Genomic DNA, 17,780 nt, shown 5'->3' with positions numbered 1-17,780 from the left:
AATCCTCATCCTTTTATAAAAAGGGGTGAGGATTTTTTTGAATTTCGCTTTTTCGTGAAATGGATAAGGGACAAAGGCTCCCACTTTCTTTACGGGAGTACATTTTGAATCAACTATTTTTCAACACAATTACTTCATACGGGCGAAGTACGTTAGTCCCTACGGTTTCGTAATTTCCAAGAAGAACGTGATCATTTTTCAGCTTTGTACCAACTGCTTCATCTTCGACCACTACTTCTTCTCCGCTGAAATTACATACAACCAGCAGCCTTTCATCGTATAGCTTCCGTTCATATACAAATAATTGCGAATGATCCTTCAACAGCAGTTCAAAGCCCCCTTTGGTAATGATGTCCATTTCTTTCCGAAGCTGAATTAATTTTTGATAAAAATAAAAGATAGACGAGGGATCTTCCAAGGCTGCCTTCGCATTAATCTCTTTATATCTAGGGTTCACCTTAATCCACGGAGTTCCTGTTGTAAATCCAGCATTGTCCGTTGAATCCCACTGCATCGGGGTTCTCGCATTATCCCTGCCTTTGCCATAAATCGAATTCATAATCTCCTCATGTGAATAGCCCAATGCTCTACGCTCATTATACATATTGATGGTCTCGATATCGCGGTAATCATCAAGCGACGTAAATTTCACATTTGTCATGCCAATTTCTTCGCCTTGATAAATATATGGTGTCCCCTGCATGAAGTGGAGACAGGCGGCTAACATTTTCGCCGATTCTACACGATATGGGTCATCATCGCCAAACCGGGAAACAATCCGTGGCTGATCGTGATTGTTCCAATACAAGCTGTTCCAGCCTTTATTATGCAGCGCCGTTTGCCATTTAGCCAGATTCTCTTTCAGTTCCACCAACTCAAACGGCTTCAAATTCCACTTATCGCCGGGCGCGCTGTCTAAATCCATGTGCTCAAAGGTAAATATCATATTGACTTCCTTTCTCTCCGGATCAGTGTAAAGAACAGCGTCCTCTGGGGCAGCCCCCGGCATTTCACCAACTGTCATAACCGGATACTTCGACAGGACTTCTTGATTCATTTCCTGTAAAAACTCATGAATTCTAGGCCCGTTCATAAAATAACGGCCGCCGTCACCATATAATTGTCCCTTACGCTTATCACCATCAGGCAGCTCCGGATTTTTCGAGATCATATTGATTACATCCATCCGGAAACCGTCAATTCCTTTATCAAGCCAAAACTTCATCATGTTGTAGACTTCTTTACGGAGTTTTGGGTTTTCCCAATTCAGATCAGGTTGTTTTTTGGAAAACAGATGAAGGTAATATTCATCGGTCGTTTCATCATATTGCCATGCCGAGCCGCCGAAAACCGAGCCCCAATTATTTGGCTCTTGGCCTTCTTTTCCTTTTCGCCAAAAATAATAATCACGGTAAGGGTTGTCCTTTGACTTTTTTGACTCAACAAACCATATATGTTCATCAGATGTATGATTCACTACTAAATCCATCACCAATTTCATTCCACGGTTATGCACTTCGGTTAACATTTGGTCAAAATCCGCCATTGTTCCGAATTCCTTCATGATTGCTTGATAGTTACGGATATCGTAGCCATTATCATCGTTAGGCGAATCATAAACCGGACTTAACCAAATCACATCTGCACCCAATAATCTTAAATAATCCAATTTCTCAATAATTCCCTGGATGTCTCCGATTCCATCTCCGTTAGAATCCATAAAGCTGCGCGGGTATATTTGATAGACAACACTTTTCTTCCACCACTCATCATTTATGCTCAACGTTTTCCCCTCCATCTTAAATCCTCTTTTTTCGCCCAAAGTTGAATATGCAGTTCACCAGTTGTGCAAACGTATGCATCTTTATCCTTTGGACGATGGTAAACAGTTTCTTTTAACAACTCTCTTTCTTAGGAAGTAGTTTTATTGTTATTTTACTAAAAATAAAACGTTATTCAAAATGGTTAACGACAAATGATGTTATAAAACTTTTTAAAAAGTGGTTGTAAATTTTTATCTATGCATTATAATAAAAGTAAATTGTGCAATCGTTTTCGCAAATGTAAGCGCTGTAAAAAAATTTAGAAAACGGGACGCATAGCACAAAAACAAATTTTTCAAATATTTAGGAGGGGGAAAAATGAAAAAGACGCTTTCAATTTTTATGATGGTTGTCTTAATGCTTGGTGTTCTGTCTGCTTGTGGACCAAAAAAAGATTCAAGCAGCACCACAAATAGTAAGGAAGGTGCAAAACCGGAAAAACTGATTGTCTGGGAAGACCAAGATAAAGGAGTAGCATTAAAAGATGCTGCACAAAAGTTTGAAAAAGAAAATGGAATTAAAATTGGATTCAAAGAATTCAATATTACAAAAATGCAGGAAAACCTTGCATTAGATGGTAATACAGAAAAAGCACCAGACGTCATTACGATGTCACATGATGGGGTAGGACCTTCTGTCGTTAAGGGATACATTAAACCTCTTGAAGTAAGTGATGAAGTTCTATCTAAATTTACAAAGTCTTCAGTGGATGCTTTCAGATATGAGGGAAAACTTTATGCTCTTCCAAAAGCAGTAGAAACTCCGGTATTCATTTACAATAAAAAACTATTGCCAGAAGTACCAACAACGATGGATGAAGTTTACCAAAAGTCAAAAGAGGTAACGAAAAACGGAAATTATGGTTTCTTAGCCATTTGGGATGATTTCTATCATGCCCATGGAATATTTGCAGGATTTGGAGCATATGTATTTGGCCAAAAAGATAATCAACTTAATGTTAAAGATATTGGTTTAAATAATGATAAAGCTGTGGAAGCAGTTAACTATATTAATAAATGGTATGCAGAAGGCCTGTTCCCGCGTGGAATTATCGGTGAGAAATCAAATGACCAAATGAATGGGTTATTTAAAGAAGGTAAAGCTTTTGCTGTACAAAATGGTCCTTGGGCATTTAAAGATTATCAAGATGCAGGAATTGATATGGGTGTTGCACCGATGCCTAAATTACCAAATGGACAGCCGGTAAAAACATTTATGGGTGTCAAAGGTTGGTTCGTTACTAGCTTTAGCAAGAATTCAGAATGGGCACAAAAATTTGTTGAATATATTACCAATGAGGAAAATGCAAAGAAACGATTTGAATTAACTGGTGAAATTCCTCCGTTAAAATCATTAATCGAAGACGAAAACTTCGTGAAAAATAATGAAGGGGCCGCTGCTGTTATGGCTCAGTCACAAGTAGCCATTCCAATGCCAAGTGTTCCAGAAATGGCTGAGGTATGGGATCCAATGAAAAATGCTGTTCAAACTGTCGTAACAGGTAAGGCTGAGGCTAAAAAAGCACTTGATAATGCAGTAAAACAAATTAATCAAAATATTGAAACAAATCATAGTGGAAAATAATTTGATTTAAAAAGGCAGCGCCCCTATAGAGGTGGTGCTGCCTCAATTTTGTTTAAGCTAAAACAAAGGAATGAAGTAGAAAGGGGTTACCTTTCAGTGGAAAAAGTGAAAAAAACTAATCATGGGAAAGTTGCTGTAACACTTTCAGTAATACCTGGGCTTGGACAAATATATAATCGCCAATTTTTAAAAGGAATTGTCTTTTTAATTTTAACGTTCTCATTTATTGTGGTTTTTAAGGACATTTTAAACATTGGTTACTGGGGAATCGTCACACTAGGTGAGGAATTACCAAGAGATAATTCAATATTTCTATTAGTTTATGGGATTATCGCTATTCTTTTAACTATTTTTGGACTGGGATTCTTTTTATTTAATTTACGGGATGCATATAAAAATGGAAAAAAACGTGACTTAGGGATTCCTTTAAGCACGATAAAGGGCCAATATCACACCTTGATAAATGAAGGTTTTCCCTATTTAATGATCACGCCTGGATTTTTTCTTTTAATATTTGTTGTCATTTTACCTATCATTTTCGTGTTATTGCTTTCATTTACCAATTACAATTTATACCATCAATGGCCAGCGAAACTGGTAGATTGGGTAGGCATAGAAAACTATTTGAAATTGTTTACCTTAGATATATGGCGTAATACCTTTATAAATGTTTTCTCATGGACAATTATTTGGACTTTTGGGGCAACGACATTTCAAATTGCTCTTGGAGTCTTTTTGGCTGTGTTAATTAATCAAAAAGATTTAAAGGGCAAGGCGATTATCCGAACGATATTAATTCTACCTTGGGCTGTTCCTGCATTTGTTTCAATCTTGATCTTTGCTGGATTATTTAATGAAAGTTTTGGGGCCATTAACACAACTATTTTACATGCACTCGGCATTGGGCCGATTCCGTGGATGACTGAAGCAGCTTGGACGAGAATAGCGCTTATTTTTATTCAAACATGGCTCGGCTTTCCATTTATTTTTGCAATGGTTACCGGGGTACTACAAGCTATTCCTGAGGAATTGTATGAAGCAGCTACGATTGATGGAGCAAATATGTGGCAAAAATTCCGTCACATTACGTTCCCGTTAATTTTATTTGCTACCGCGCCAATTTTGATAACCCAATATACATTTAACTTTAATAACTTTAATATTATTTACCTATTTAATACGGGGGGACCGGCAATTTCAGGTCAAAATGCTGGTGGCACAGATATTTTGATTTCCTGGATCTACAATCTAACCGTAACAAAACAAGAATATGGAATGGCTGCCGCGATTACATTAATACTTTCAACGGTTGTCATATTAGTATCTCTTTGGCAATTTAGGAAAACAAATGCATTCAAAGAGGAGGATATAATGTGATATGAGCATAAAGAGGCAAAAAATCATTCGCTTGTCGCTGACATATCTTGTTGTTATGATCATGGCAGTAATTATCATTTATCCAATTCTGTGGGTAATAGGAGCTTCTATGACTCCAGGAACGAGTTTATCAAGCTCTTCCTTGATTCCTAAGAATCCTACATGGGAACATTTTAAAACCATTTTTAATCTCGAGAAAAGTAACTATCTGATATGGTATTGGAATACGTTGAAAATCAGCTTGATTACGATGGTATCATCAGTAATCGTCATTAGTTTTACGGCCTATGCATTTTCCCGATATCAATTTATTGGAAGAAAGCATGGATTAGTCACTTTTTTAATGTTGCAAATGATCCCGAATTTTGCCGCTTTGATTGCCATTTTTGTATTGGCGAGAGCAGCCGATTTACTTGATACCCATGCTGGTCTAATCTTAATTTACGTTGGTGGAGCCATCCCGATGAATACATGGCTGATGAAGGGATATTTAGATTCAATTCCGAAAGAATTGGACGAAAGTGCAAGAATGGATGGAGCTGGGCATATGAGAATTTTCATTCAAATTATTATGCCGCTGGCGAAGCCAATTATTGCAGTTGTTGCATTATTTAATTTTATTACCCCGTTTACAGATTTTATTCTAGCAAAAGTCATTTTACGTTCACCCGAAAAATATACGTTGGCGGTAGGATTATATGACTTAGTTTCAAGACAGTATGGGAGTGAATTTACTACCTTTGCTGCTGGATCAGTTTTAATCGCTATCCCTATTTCAATTTTGTTTTTATCATTCCAAAAGTATTTTGTTACAGGATTAACCGCTGGAGGAGTAAAAGGATAACAGGGAGGGAGACTTTCCCAGCCTATTAATAGCATGATAAGACTATATCGTATATGGAGTGAAGAGTGAATGTTAGAAGATTCTAGTTTTGCAATTCAGCCTAGTCAATCTAAGATTTTTGCGAAATCAACCTTTTTTGACATTGGTAATTTGGTTTCGAGCCAAAAGAGTGGACCAGAAGTTATATTGCAGACGGAAACCGGGAAGGTAATCATAAAATTTATTCGAGAGGATATTGTCCAAATTACCGCCAATCCATTAGGAGATTCATGCTTTGTCAGCAGTCCTGCTGTTGTAGCTGAATCTCAGCCTATTGATATAAAGTACAGAGAAGAGACGGACAGTATCTATTGTCATTCATTAAAGTTGATCTTAGCTATTACAAAATGTCCACTTCGTATAACTATTTTAGATGCAAAAGGAAACGTAATTGTAAGCGAAGGGCAAAGAGGAATGGGGTACGGGAGTTCAAAGGAAGTCATCTGCTTTAAAGAAATGTCGGAAACAGATTATTTCTATGGCTTTGGCGAGAAGACGGGGTATTTAAATAAGCGTGGGGAAAAATTGACGATGTGGAATACCGATGTCTACGCACCACATAATCCTGAGACAGACCCACTATATCAATCCATCCCATTTTTTATCACATTAAGAGATGGAAAAGCTCATGGAGTTTTCTTTGATCATACATTTCGCTCAACCTTTGATTTACAATCAGAGGAAAAATATTATTCTTTTTCGGCTGATGGCGGCTTATTAAATTATTATGTAATGGTTGGCCCAAGTCCGAGAGATGTGCTGGAACAGTATACATTCTTAACAGGAAGAATGCCAATCCCTCCGAAGTGGGCAATTGGTTATCATCAATCACGATATAGTTATGAAACGGAAGAGGAAGTTCTTACTCTTGCAAAAACATTTATCAAAAAGGAAATTCCTTTAGATGCCATATATCTTGATATTCACTACATGGATGGTTATAGGGTGTTTACTTTTGATAAGAATAAATTTCCAAATCCTGAAAAAATGGTTACCGAATTAAAAAAGTTAGGGATAAGAATTGTCCCTATAGTTGACCCAGGTGTAAAACAAGATGTGGAATATCCGATCTATAAAGAAGGAATTCAACAAGATTATTTTTGCAAATATATTGAAGGTCCTGTATATATTGGAGATGTATGGGCTGGGAGGAGTGTATTCCCCGACTTTACGAAAAAAAGTGTGAAAGAATGGTGGGGGACCAAACATAAATATTATACTGATCTGGGTATTGAAGGAATCTGGAATGATATGAATGAACCAGCCGTATTTAATGAATCCAAAACCATGGATCTTTCAGTGATGCATCATAATAACGGAAATCCAAAATCGCATCGTGAACTGCATAATCTTTACGGATTGTTAATGAGTGAGGCAACCTATGAAGGGTTGAAAAAAGAACTGAATGGTCTTCGTCCGTTTGTATTAACTCGTGCTGGTTATTCGGGCATCCAGCGGTATGCAGCAGTATGGACTGGGGATAATCGAAGTTTTTGGGAACATCTACAGATGACGCTGCCAATGATTATGAATTTGGGTCTTTCAGGAGTGGCATTTTCCGGTGCGGATGTGGGTGGATTTGCTCATAACTCTAACGGTGAGCTACTGACAAGATGGACTCAGGTTGGCGCCTTCACACCATATTTTAGAAATCATTCTGTATTGGAGTCAGTTCGCCAGGAACCATGGTCATTTGGCGAAAAATACGAAGAAATTATGAAACGATACATTGAACTTCGCTATGAATGGCTCCCACAACTGTATACATTATTTGTTGAATCAAACCGGACTGGGGCCCCGATTATGCGTCCGTTATTCTTTGAATATCCATCTGATGAACAAACGTATCAAATTTCTGATCAATTCATGTTTGGAGATAACGTGATCATTGCTCCAATCATGGAACCTGGTAAAACACATAGAACTGTTTTTTTACCGGAAGGAAGATGGGTGGATTATTGGACTGAGGAAGATTATGATGGAAAACAATATCATTTAGTCAAAGCAGAATTAAACACACTTCCTATTTTTGTGAAAAAAGGGAGTATGATTCTTCATGGCCAGAAGAAATTGTCTACCAATATTAAGGATGAGAAGTTGTTTCTGCATTTTTATTATGAACCAAATTCCACATCTTCTTTTACACTTTACGATGATGATGGCATGACGTTTTCTTATCTGGATGGTGTTTATTTCAAACAAACATTTGAGGTAAAAACAACTCTTGGAAAGATTGAAATATACACAAAAACAGAGGGATCTTATCAGCCGGAATGGTCAGAAATTGAGTTTGTCATACACGGATCACAAAAAGATTTTGATCTTTATTTAAATGGTAGTCAATTAGATATAATAAAAGAACAAGATAGGGTAACAGCTTTAATGTATCATTGAAAAATAAGAGATTTACCTTCTTTGAGAGGGGAAAAATATAATGACCGTAACCATTAAGGACGTAGCAAAGCTCGCCAATGTAGCACCTTCGACGGTTTCAAGAGTTATCGCAGATAGTCCGCGTATCAGTGAAGAAACAAAGCAAAAAGTAAAAAGGGCAATGGAACAGCTTGGCTACCATCCTAATATAAATGCTAGAAATCTAGTTAGTAAATCAACACAGACGATTGGACTTGTAATGCCAAGCTCAAAGGATGTTGGTTTTCAAAATCCTTTTTTTCCAACAGTGTTACAAGGAATTAGTGAGGGAGCACAGGAAAAATATTATGCTTTGCATATGACGACAGGCAAATCTGAAAAAGAAATTCTTGATGCGGTCATACAGATGGTCGAGGGGCGACGTGTTGACGGAGTTGTACTCCTTACTTCAAGGGTTCGTGATCAGGTCAGCTCATATTTGCGGAAAAGGAAATTCCCATTTGTACTAATCGGGAAGCCCTACCAAGATATTGAAGAAATTACGCATGTTGATAATGATAATATCCGAGCGATGAAAGAGGCCACGGAATACTTACTTCATTTAGGTCATCGGCATATTGCTTTCATTGGAGGGACCCGGGAACTGATGGTAACTTTAGACCGCCTGGATGGCTATGAAAAGGCCTTGCAGGAAGCAGGTATTCTGGTAAAACCTGAATATATTGTTCATGAGGAATTTTTACGGGAAGGCGGACAGGAGGCAGTCCGTGAATTAATGGCACTTGATGAGCCGCCAACAGCCCTTGTTGTCGCTGATGATTTTATGGCGCTAGGAGTATTGAACACGCTTGATGAATTGGGTATACAGGTACCTCAAGATCTATCGATAGTCAGCTTTAATAATGTTTTGCTTGCGGAAATGTCCAGACCCCCATTAACTTCGGTGGACATCAATATATTTGAACTTGGATACCAAGCAACGAAGAACTTAATTTTAATGATTGAAAATGATAAGGAACCTGTGAAACGGTTGATTATTTCGCATCGCTTGGTGGAACGTTCATCATGCGCTAAATACAACTAGGATTGGAAAGGATTTAACATGAAAAGAATATGGTGGAAAGAAGCTGTCGCCTACCAAATTTATCCCCGCAGTTTTATGGATTCCAATGGTGATGGGATAGGCGATATAAAAGGAATCATTGCAAAGCTTGATTATTTAAAGGATCTGGGAATTGATGTTATTTGGGTTTCTCCGATGTACCAATCCCCAAATGATGATAATGGCTATGATATAAGTAACTATCAGGAAATTATGGCGGAGTTCGGAACGATGGAGGATTTCGATCATTTATTGGCAGAAACCCATAAACGGGGGATGAAGCTGATTCTTGACCTTGTTATTAATCACACCAGTGATGAACATCGGTGGTTTATTGAATCTCGCTCTTCCAAGGATAGTCCGAAGCGGGACTGGTATATTTGGCGGGATGGAAAAGCCGGGAAGGAGCCAAATAACTGGGAAAGTATTTTTGGCGGCTCAGCGTGGGAATATGATGAAAAAACAGACCAATATTACATGCATATTTTTTCCAAAAAACAGCCTGATTTAAACTGGGAAAATAAAGCTGTTCGGACAGAATTATATAAAATGATTAATTGGTGGCTCGATAAAGGGATTGACGGCTTTCGGGTTGACGCGATCAGTCATATTAAAAAAGAACCGGGACTAAAGGATATGCCAAACCCAAAAGGGCTTAAATATATTCCGGCCTTCGACAAAATGATGAATGTAAAAGGAATTCATACATTTTTGCAGGAATTAAAGGAAGCGACGTTTGCCAACTATGATATCATGACCGTTGGTGAAGCAAACGGTGTAACGGTCGATGATACTCGCGACCTTGAGCTTTGGGTCGGTAAAACAGAAGGCAAATTTAACATGATTTTTCAATTTGAACATCTCAGTTTATGGGATGCCGAGAAGAAAAAACAGCTTAATATCATTGAATTAAAAGACGTTTTGTCACGTTGGCAAAAGGCACTTGAAGATAAAGGCTGGAATGCCCTCTTTATTGAAAACCACGATAAAGCACGGGTAGTCTCTACTTGGGGAAATGATCAAGACTATTGGCGGGAAAGTGCTACCGCTTTTGCGACAATGTATTTTCTAATGCAGGGTACGCCGTTTATTTACCAAGGTCAGGAAATCGGCATGACCAATGTGCAATTTGCGTCGATTGAAGATTATGATGATGTTTCAGCAAAAAATATGTATCGCTTAAGGCGCGAAGCAGGTGTGCCCCATCAAGAAATAATGGAGATCATTTGGGCCTCAGGCCGTGATAATTCACGCACACCGATGCAATGGTCTAATGTGGCCAATGCCGGTTTTACAACGGGTACGCCTTGGCTTAAAGTAAATCCAAACTACAAGCAAATAAATGTTGAGGCCCAGCAGCAAGATCCTGCCTCGATCTTAAATTTTTACAAAAAGATGATTCGCTTGAAAAAGCAGTACGAAGTCTTTACGTATGGTACTTATGATCTAGTATTAAAGGATGATCCGCAGATTTTTGCTTACACCCGGACGCTGAATGATGAAAAGGTAATGGTTATCACCAATCTGTCGACGCAGCCTGCATCAATTAAAGGCTTTACCTTTGATTACCAACATTTATTACTTAATAATATGGCTGTCGCTAAACATGAACCGCTTCAGGAGCTCAGGTTAAAACCCTACGAAGCAAGAGTATATCGGATAACGACATAATTGAAGGCGATTCAAGGGACTCTCTTGGATCGCCTTTTTAGACCAAAGAGTCCCCAAAAAGAACATGTTTAACTTTTCTCAAATTCGATCATGTTATTGAAACTGGATGGCATAAAGCCTGATCAAGCAGATACTTCTGCTTTTTTCCCGACGATTCGTTCCCACGGTTTCATCAACCAGCGTTTGGTAGCAAAGATTCCTCTTAACCATTCGTCAACACCCTGAGCAAGCCAGATACCCAAGAGGCCTAACTCAAAATGAATACCAAAGATATAGCTTAGGGAAACGGCCACTCCCCACATCGACACAATTCCAATTACAACAGGGAAACGGACATCGCCGGCTGATTTTAACGAGCTCATTAGGACAATATTCATGGCTCTTCCCGGTTCTACGAAAACAATCGCCCATAATACCGGAATACCGACAGCAATGATATCAGGATCTTTTGTAAAAATCTCTAAAATCGGTGTTCCAGTCAGGGCAATGATCAATGACGTCAACAAGGATGCCGCCATGGCAATTTTTAGGGTACGCAGACCGCGGCGAAGCGCCCGTTCAAATTGCTTTGCACCAATGTAACGGGCCACTAGTAACTGTGTACCTTGGGCAATTGCTAGGGTGAATAAGTAGCAGATCATATTAATATTTAAAATATATACCCGTGCCGCCAGAGAAGCCGTTCCAATTGATACGACGATACTGGTAATCACCAACTGGGATAATTGATAAGAAAGATTTTCCCCCGCGGAAGGAATGCCAATCGAAAGTACCCCATTAATATCTTCTTTTTTCGCATGAAAAACATCTTTAAAAGTGAGATTTAACGCAAGCCGATTATACACCAGGTAAATTAGTGCACAGACAGCAAAGGCCCGGGCAATCACAATCGCCCATGAAACTCCAGTAACACCCGTAATGGGAATTCCCAAAAATCCTCCGATGGCGATCAGATTTCCCACTAAACTAATGAAATCCATGATGACGGTAACCACCATCGACTCCTTTGTGTATCCATAACTCCTTAACGTTGCGCTTAAAGCCAGGGAAATGGATTCAAAAAAGAGGGAGAATCCGCAAATCTGAACAAAGATTAGACCGTAATCAAATACCATACCGTGAATATCAAATAACCGCAGTAAACGTTCGCCGAAGAAAAACACAATTGCCGCTACAATGATGCCAAACCAAAAATTTAACCCAAAAACCGATCGGGCTAATTGCCTTGCTTTTTTCAACTGTCCGGCACCGAGGTTTTGGCTGATTAAGACGGTAGCACCAATCGAAGTGACGTTAAAGATTAAGATAAAAATATTTAACAGCTGGTTGGCAACGCCGACCCCCGCAGCAGCTTCATCTGAATAGTGACCCAGCATGAAGGTAGCGAGAATCCCCATTCCCATATGAAGTGCCAATTCAATAAAAAGCGGCCAAGAAATATTGAAAAGAGTTTGTTCCTGATACTTATTTGTTTGCTCCTTCAAAAATGCGACTCCTTTTTCTAGTAAATGATAAAATCTCCACTTCATTTTACTCCTTTTTTACGGTGAGACAAAGACAAAAAATAATATCCCTTTATATGTATATTCGTGACCGAAAATAAAAAAACTGCCTGATAATCAAGTGGTACCAGCAGCAGTTTTTTTTTTCGTTAATGCCCCCATTTCATATTAATCGTTAAAGTGCAGCAACTGACGGGGGCAGCCGGACTTGTTTGGGTAGTGAGTTCAAAATTCACACCTGTAGGGGTATAACTTGTTTTAACTGGAACCTTAAGTCCAAGAGAGTGGATTAACCGATTCACTTCTGCTTGGTTTCCCTGCTGGGCCGCGCTCATAATCTTATGGGAAAATGGAAGATTTCCTAATCGATCAAGCAATATACTGCCTTGTTCCATTAACAGGCGAAATGATTTAATGGATTCGGAAAAAATTTTTGTATTGACAGGTGGATAAGTTCGAGGCGGCAGGATGCTTGGCATATAAACTGTGGTGCACGGTACTTGGAGATTAGCCTGAAAGTGATAAGGGTAGTGGTACATGTTGATCGCTCTCCTTCCAAAGGAAAAACACATGATGTAAGTTTCACTTTATATAGGCTATGAAATTTTTAGACTTTTGGACTTTGTCCTTTTTGAGGAGCTAAAAATTCTAAAAAAAGTACCCGAATTAGGTCCGAGCACTTTTCGCATTAATAGATTCTAATGACTCCGCTTGAGACATCGAGGTCGATCTTGTGTTTTCCACTGCCATGAGTTCCGCTTATATGCTTTTTGCCGTTTTCACTGGATCTGAGTGGAAAGTCATTGGAAATGATGCCGCTGCTGGCCTCTCCGTTAAGGGTAAAATCAGCATCTTCAGGTAAATCCAGCTGCACCAGACCTGAGCTAACATCGATCTTGATCGAATCGTTGACCTTATCAAGCTGTGCCTTCAATCTTCCGGAAGAAACATCTGCCTCCAATGCGCCTGAGTAATGACTGAGATTGATGTTCCCGGAGTTGACGTTAAACGCACTGGATTGGGTAGTTAAGGAATCGATATTGGCATTTCCTGATGAAACGTCATGTTTTAAGTGCTTCACATGAAGATTTTTGAGATTAATATTACCCGAGCCAATATCAACGGATAATTCCTCTAGTTTCATCGGCTGGTTTTGGGAAGTTCCGGAAAAGTTTACATTTCCAGAGCCTAAATCAATAACCATACTGCGGTTATAGTTTTCCGGAAGGTAGATTTTTAATTTGCTTTTTTCCGAAATAGACGACCAGTTAAACCAATTGAACCATTTCTTTTTCAAGGATACTTCCACCGTATCACCCTTGTCCGTAACTGTGAGCTTTTGTCTTCCTTGATAGACTGCTTTCAAGTCAGAACGGTCTTCAGGGATAATCTCTGTACTAACGCTTCCGACATCCACCTTAATGACATTGATATCTTTGGTAATAGCTGCTTGCCCATCGGCATTACTGACATTAAACCAATTGAACTGAAACGACTGATGAAGAATAAGATATAACCCAGTAATAACCAATAACAAAATTAAAATGCGCTTCATTTTTATACAACTCCTTTTAACCAACTTCTTCTACATTTAGAATATGAAATTCTTTGACTTTTCGCTATGTACTAGGGGTTTAATTGTTTCTAAGACTTAGGGCGTAGAAAAAGAATATTTTTCGATTCACGAAAAGTTTGGTTCCATGTTATGATATTCTTTGCAATGTTACAGCAAGAAGTGAAAGTTTGGAGATGCCCAATATGCTGCAAAAGCTAAATAAACGATTGGAAAAATTGATGCCGTTCATAACGCCTGTAAGTGTAATCATCGGTGTGTTACTAAGTACAAACCTTAAGGATTTTTCTTTTTTAGTTCCTTGGATTTTTGCTTTTATGACCTTTGCCGGGAGTTTGGGATCCAATTTCCAATCGCTGAAGGATGTACTGACCCATCCATTCCCCATTTTTATCGCGATGATGATTCTACATATCCTTATGCCGATTTGGGCTTGGGGGGTGGGACATATCATTTTCCCGAGTGACGCCTACACGATTACCGGACTTATATTAGCGATGGTCATTCCAACAGGGATTACAAGCTTTATTTGGGTGTCGATTTATAAAGGGAATATTCCAGTGGTTTTATCCGTAATCTTAATTGACACCTTCCTTTCGCCCATTATTGTCCCGTACTCGCTATCCATTTTCATGGGGCAAAAAATTGAAATGGATTATTTGGACATTATGAAGGGCTTATTGGGAATGGTTGTCGTCCCTTCCATTATTGGTATGCTGTTAAACCAAATGACGAAGGGAAAAATAAATAATCAATTAGGGGTGCGGTTGGCGCCTTTTTCAAAAATTTGCCTTGGCTTTGTCGTTATGCTAAATGGGGCCGTTGTGGCGCCATATTTAAAAAATGCTCATTTGAAGCTGATCGGTATCGCTACAGTTGTTTTCTTCATTGCCTTCACCGGATATTTATTTTCTTTTTACCTGGGGAAGCTGCTGCTTAAGAAGCGGGATAAAGTAATTTCCCTGACTTTTACCGGGGGGATGCGAAACATCAGTGCCGGAGCAGTTATTGGAGTTACTTATTTTCCATCGGCGGTTGCTGTGCCGGTTGTCATTGGCATGCTTTTCCAGCAGATTCTAGCCTCATTGAATGGGCATTTTATTGCCAGGTACTATGACAAAAGATTGGAAAAACAAGATTCTGTTACTGTGTAGAGAAGGAAGGGTTTTTTTATCATGACTGAATTAAATAAAAAAGAGAGTGGATGGTTGTCAGGAATACAAGGGATTCAGTGGGCGGTTTTTATGCTGACGAATATCATTGCCGTTCCGGTTGTGGTCGGTGCCGCCTTTCAGATGTCACCGGCGGAAATTTCCACCTTTATGGAAAGAATGCTATTTGTCAGCGGGGCCGCGACATTGGTCCAAATCTATTTTGGCCACCGGTTGCCGGTTGTTGAGGGAGCAGCAGGAATGTGGTGGGCCATTTTCATTCTTCTGGGGACAATGAGTGCTCCCGGGAATCGCGGGCTATTACTCCAGCAATTGGAAATGGGCCTTATGATTGCCGGGATTTTCTTAGGCGTCCTAGGGCTTTTGCCAGTCGTTGAAAAGGTTCGTAACCTCTTTACTCCGATTGTCACAGGGGTTTATTTAATCCTGCTTGTCAGCCAGCTGAGCGGTTCATTCTTCCAAAGTATTCTTGGTATCACTGCCACAGGCCATTTGGATGGAAAAATAACCTTGATTTGTTTGATTGAAATTATCATTATTTTAATTATTTCTTTAAAATTCGAGGGAATTTTGAAAAGCATGGGACCGTTAATCGGAATTGTCGTTGGCTGGCTGTTGTTCCATTTTTTCGGATTGATTCATCAAGGGAACGTTTATGAGCCTTCCGGCTGGTTTAAGCTGCCGCAGCTACTGGCTTGGGGAACGCCAGAGTTCGATGTCGGCATTGTCCTGACATCAATCATTACCTCCGTGGTGTTAATCTCTAATGTGATTGCCAGTATTTTAGTGGTAGGGATTGCGTTAGAAAAGCAAGTACAGCCGAAACAATATCAAAAGGGGATTTTTGGTAATGGCTTAAACTTAATCGTCTCCGGCTTGTTCTCCGTTGTGGGGGTTGTACCTTTATCAGTTTCTGCCGGATTTATCGGCACCACCGGCATTAAAAAGATGCGTCCAATAATCGTGGGTGCTGTTTTGATTATGGCTGCAGGGTTTTTTCCGTATATCGGCGGATTTTTAGCAACCTTGCCATTGGAAGTTGCCTATGCATCATTGTTTATTCCATTCTCACAAATGATGGGGTTTGGAATTCGTGATTTAATGAGTATCGGGCCGACCACCCGAAATTTACTGGTAATCGGGCTTTCTTTAATGGTTGGCATCGGGATGATGTTTTTACCGGCCGAGGCGTTTGCCAGTGTCGCCCCGTGGCTGCGGAACATTGTATCGAACGGACTTTTAGTTGGCTTGATCTTATGCCTGTTGCTGGAGCATGTTATATTTCCGTCAAAAAAAAGTTCATTATCAGCAAAACAATGATGGAATTTTTCCCTTCACCAAAATGGTGAGGGGAAGTTTTTTTACAGTGGAAATTGGAACACTTATAGTAAAGGATAGGGTTGACATGCAACCTTTTGGTTTTTTATACTGAGAAAGTGAAACCAAATGGTTTTATATGATAAAACAGAAAGCAGGTAAAAAGGATGGAAAATAAACTACCAGATATCAAGCAGTCCATCATCATTGAAGCACCGATTCAGCAGGTTTGGCAGCAGGTTTCCACTTCTGAGGGGATTGCTGAATGGTTTATGCCGAATGATTTCAAGCCTGAGGTGGGGTATGAATTTCATTTACAATCACCTTTTGGTTCTTCACCATGCAAAGTCACCGAATTTGATCCGCCTAATCGGTTATCTTTCACTTGGGATACAGAGGGCTGGTATGCCTCATTTATTTTAAAAGAGTTGGTAGATAAAACAGAATTTACTCTTATCCATGGCGGTTGGAAGCGGCCTGATGAAACGATTGAAAAAGCAGGTCAAAAAGCATCAGTTATTCATGAGACGATGTCAAAAGGCTGGGCGGGGATTGTCCAGAAGCTAAAGCAGCTTGTGGAGGGCTAAGTGTTGCAAACAGCACAAAAACGTGACGTGTTTCAAGCGGTTGCTGACCCGACACGGAGAGAAATCTTGAAACTTCTGGCTGAAAAGGAGCTGCCCATCTCGGAAATAAGTGCCCATTTTCCGATGAGCCGTACGGCTGTAGCGAAACATCTTCAAGTTCTTGCGGAAGCGGAGTTAGTTCGCGGCCGCAAGAAAGGGAGAGAAAAAATTTATTGGCTCCATCCGGAACCGTTAACTGAGCTGCGGGAATTTTATGAGCTGTTTTGGAGCAACAAACTTTCGAAACATAAATACGTGCTGGAAAGTGACCCGGATAATGAGTATTAACAGGTACTTTTACAATGATCCTCTCCAAAAGCACTTTTCACCAGATATTCTAGGCTTACGTGTACATTGATCCCTGCAATGTGCACCCCCAAGGAAGTTATCTCGTCAATGGTGTTCATGGATCCCCGCTATGAGCGCTTTCCTAGGGATAACTCTGCAAAAAGTGTTCATGGAGTCTCGCTATGAGCACTTTCCTGGGGAACACTCTGTCAAAAGTGTTCATGGAGCCTTGCTATGAGCACTTTCCTAAGGATAATCCCATCAAAAGTGTTCATGGAGCCTCACTATGAGCACTTTCCTAGGGAACACTCTGTCAAAAGTGTTCATAGAGCCCCGCCACGTGCACTTTCCTAGGGATAACTCGATTAAGTCCGTATAATTGTGTAAAAATAATGAGTCATTTTATTCACTTTTGGCAACACTGTTTTCAACCACGATAAACAATGAAAAGAGGAATAAAAATGACTCAAGTACAGTTTAACCTGAATA

Annotated in this window: 15 protein-coding genes; 10 read left to right on the top strand and 5 right to left on the bottom strand. The window is 39.6% G+C overall.

Annotation, left to right across the window (positions count from 1 at the left end):
• Positions 1 to 109: 109 nt before the first annotated feature.
• Positions 110 to 1,720 carry a glycoside hydrolase family 13 protein gene (locus JK635_RS04465; protein WP_235887898.1) on the bottom strand — a complete coding sequence of 537 codons (1,611 nt, stop codon included), beginning with the start codon at positions 1,718 to 1,720 and terminating at the stop codon, positions 110 to 112.
• Between the two features lie 59 nt (positions 1,721 to 1,779).
• Positions 1,780 to 1,902 carry an alpha amylase N-terminal ig-like domain-containing protein gene (locus tag JK635_RS25005; protein WP_202652790.1) on the bottom strand — a complete coding sequence of 41 codons (123 nt, stop codon included), beginning with the start codon at positions 1,900 to 1,902 and terminating at the stop codon, positions 1,780 to 1,782.
• A gap of 239 nt (positions 1,903 to 2,141) precedes the next feature.
• Between JK635_RS25005 and JK635_RS04455 the strand changes: the two genes are divergently transcribed.
• The 6 genes from JK635_RS04455 (at position 2,142) to JK635_RS04430 (ending at position 10,813) form a co-directional block, all read left to right on the top strand.
• Positions 2,142 to 3,407 (top strand): sugar ABC transporter substrate-binding protein, encoded by a 1,266-nt coding sequence (locus tag JK635_RS04455; RefSeq protein ID WP_202652789.1) that lies wholly within the window; start codon positions 2,142 to 2,144, stop codon positions 3,405 to 3,407.
• Positions 3,408 to 3,503: 96 nt separating this feature from the next.
• Complete coding sequence (locus tag JK635_RS04450; protein WP_202652788.1) at positions 3,504 to 4,784, top strand: carbohydrate ABC transporter permease; 1,281 nt, start codon at positions 3,504 to 3,506, stop codon at positions 4,782 to 4,784.
• A gap of 1 nt (position 4,785) precedes the next feature.
• Positions 4,786 to 5,628 (top strand): sugar ABC transporter permease, encoded by an 843-nt coding sequence (locus JK635_RS04445; protein ID WP_202652787.1) that lies wholly within the window; start codon positions 4,786 to 4,788, stop codon positions 5,626 to 5,628.
• Between the two features lie 69 nt (positions 5,629 to 5,697).
• Entirely contained in the window at positions 5,698 to 8,061 is a 2,364-nt protein-coding gene (locus JK635_RS04440) for a glycoside hydrolase family 31 protein (RefSeq protein ID WP_202652786.1), read from the top strand.
• Positions 8,062 to 8,101: 40 nt separating this feature from the next.
• Positions 8,102 to 9,124, top strand: coding sequence for a LacI family DNA-binding transcriptional regulator (locus JK635_RS04435; RefSeq protein WP_202652785.1), 1,023 nt, complete (start codon positions 8,102 to 8,104; stop codon positions 9,122 to 9,124).
• An 18-nt stretch (positions 9,125 to 9,142) separates the two neighbouring features.
• The gene (locus JK635_RS04430) at positions 9,143 to 10,813 is read left to right on the top strand and encodes a glycoside hydrolase family 13 protein (RefSeq protein WP_202652784.1); all 1,671 of its coding nucleotides are present in this window, start codon (positions 9,143 to 9,145) and stop codon (positions 10,811 to 10,813) included.
• Positions 10,814 to 10,935: 122 nt separating this feature from the next.
• On the opposite strand, the gene JK635_RS04425 is transcribed toward JK635_RS04430, so the two are convergent.
• From JK635_RS04425 to liaG, 3 genes are all read right to left on the bottom strand, one after another.
• Positions 10,936 to 12,297: an MATE family efflux transporter gene (locus tag JK635_RS04425; protein ID WP_235887880.1), complete on the bottom strand. Its 1,362-nt coding sequence runs from the start codon at positions 12,295 to 12,297 to the stop codon at positions 10,936 to 10,938.
• Positions 12,298 to 12,464: 167 nt separating this feature from the next.
• Positions 12,465 to 12,854, bottom strand: a complete 390-nt coding sequence (locus tag JK635_RS04420) for a YuzC family spore coat inner layer protein (protein ID WP_202652782.1) — start codon at positions 12,852 to 12,854, stop codon at positions 12,465 to 12,467.
• A 149-nt stretch (positions 12,855 to 13,003) separates the two neighbouring features.
• Complete coding sequence (gene liaG, locus JK635_RS04415) at positions 13,004 to 13,870, bottom strand: LiaG family protein (protein ID WP_202652781.1); 867 nt, start codon at positions 13,868 to 13,870, stop codon at positions 13,004 to 13,006.
• A gap of 203 nt (positions 13,871 to 14,073) precedes the next feature.
• Between liaG and JK635_RS04410 the strand changes: the two genes are divergently transcribed.
• The 4 genes from JK635_RS04410 to JK635_RS04395 all read left to right on the top strand — a co-directional run bounded on the left by JK635_RS04410 (position 14,074) and on the right by JK635_RS04395 (position 17,291).
• Positions 14,074 to 15,042 (top strand): bile acid:sodium symporter family protein, encoded by a 969-nt coding sequence (locus tag JK635_RS04410; RefSeq protein ID WP_202652780.1) that lies wholly within the window; start codon positions 14,074 to 14,076, stop codon positions 15,040 to 15,042.
• A gap of 21 nt (positions 15,043 to 15,063) precedes the next feature.
• Positions 15,064 to 16,380 (top strand): purine/pyrimidine permease, encoded by a 1,317-nt coding sequence (locus JK635_RS04405; RefSeq protein WP_202652779.1) that lies wholly within the window; start codon positions 15,064 to 15,066, stop codon positions 16,378 to 16,380.
• A 164-nt stretch (positions 16,381 to 16,544) separates the two neighbouring features.
• The gene (locus tag JK635_RS04400) at positions 16,545 to 16,964 is read left to right on the top strand and encodes an SRPBCC family protein (protein WP_202652778.1); all 420 of its coding nucleotides are present in this window, start codon (positions 16,545 to 16,547) and stop codon (positions 16,962 to 16,964) included.
• The gene (locus JK635_RS04395) at positions 16,965 to 17,291 is read left to right on the top strand and encodes an ArsR/SmtB family transcription factor (RefSeq protein ID WP_202652777.1); all 327 of its coding nucleotides are present in this window, start codon (positions 16,965 to 16,967) and stop codon (positions 17,289 to 17,291) included.
• Positions 17,292 to 17,780 lie beyond the last annotated feature (489 nt).

It is taken from the genome of Neobacillus paridis, from assembly GCF_016765675.1.
Classification (GTDB): domain Bacteria; phylum Bacillota; class Bacilli; order Bacillales; family Cytobacillaceae; genus Neobacillus; species Neobacillus paridis.
Note: the sequence above shows the minus strand (reverse complement) of the source record. Positions and strands in the feature narration are given on the sequence as shown.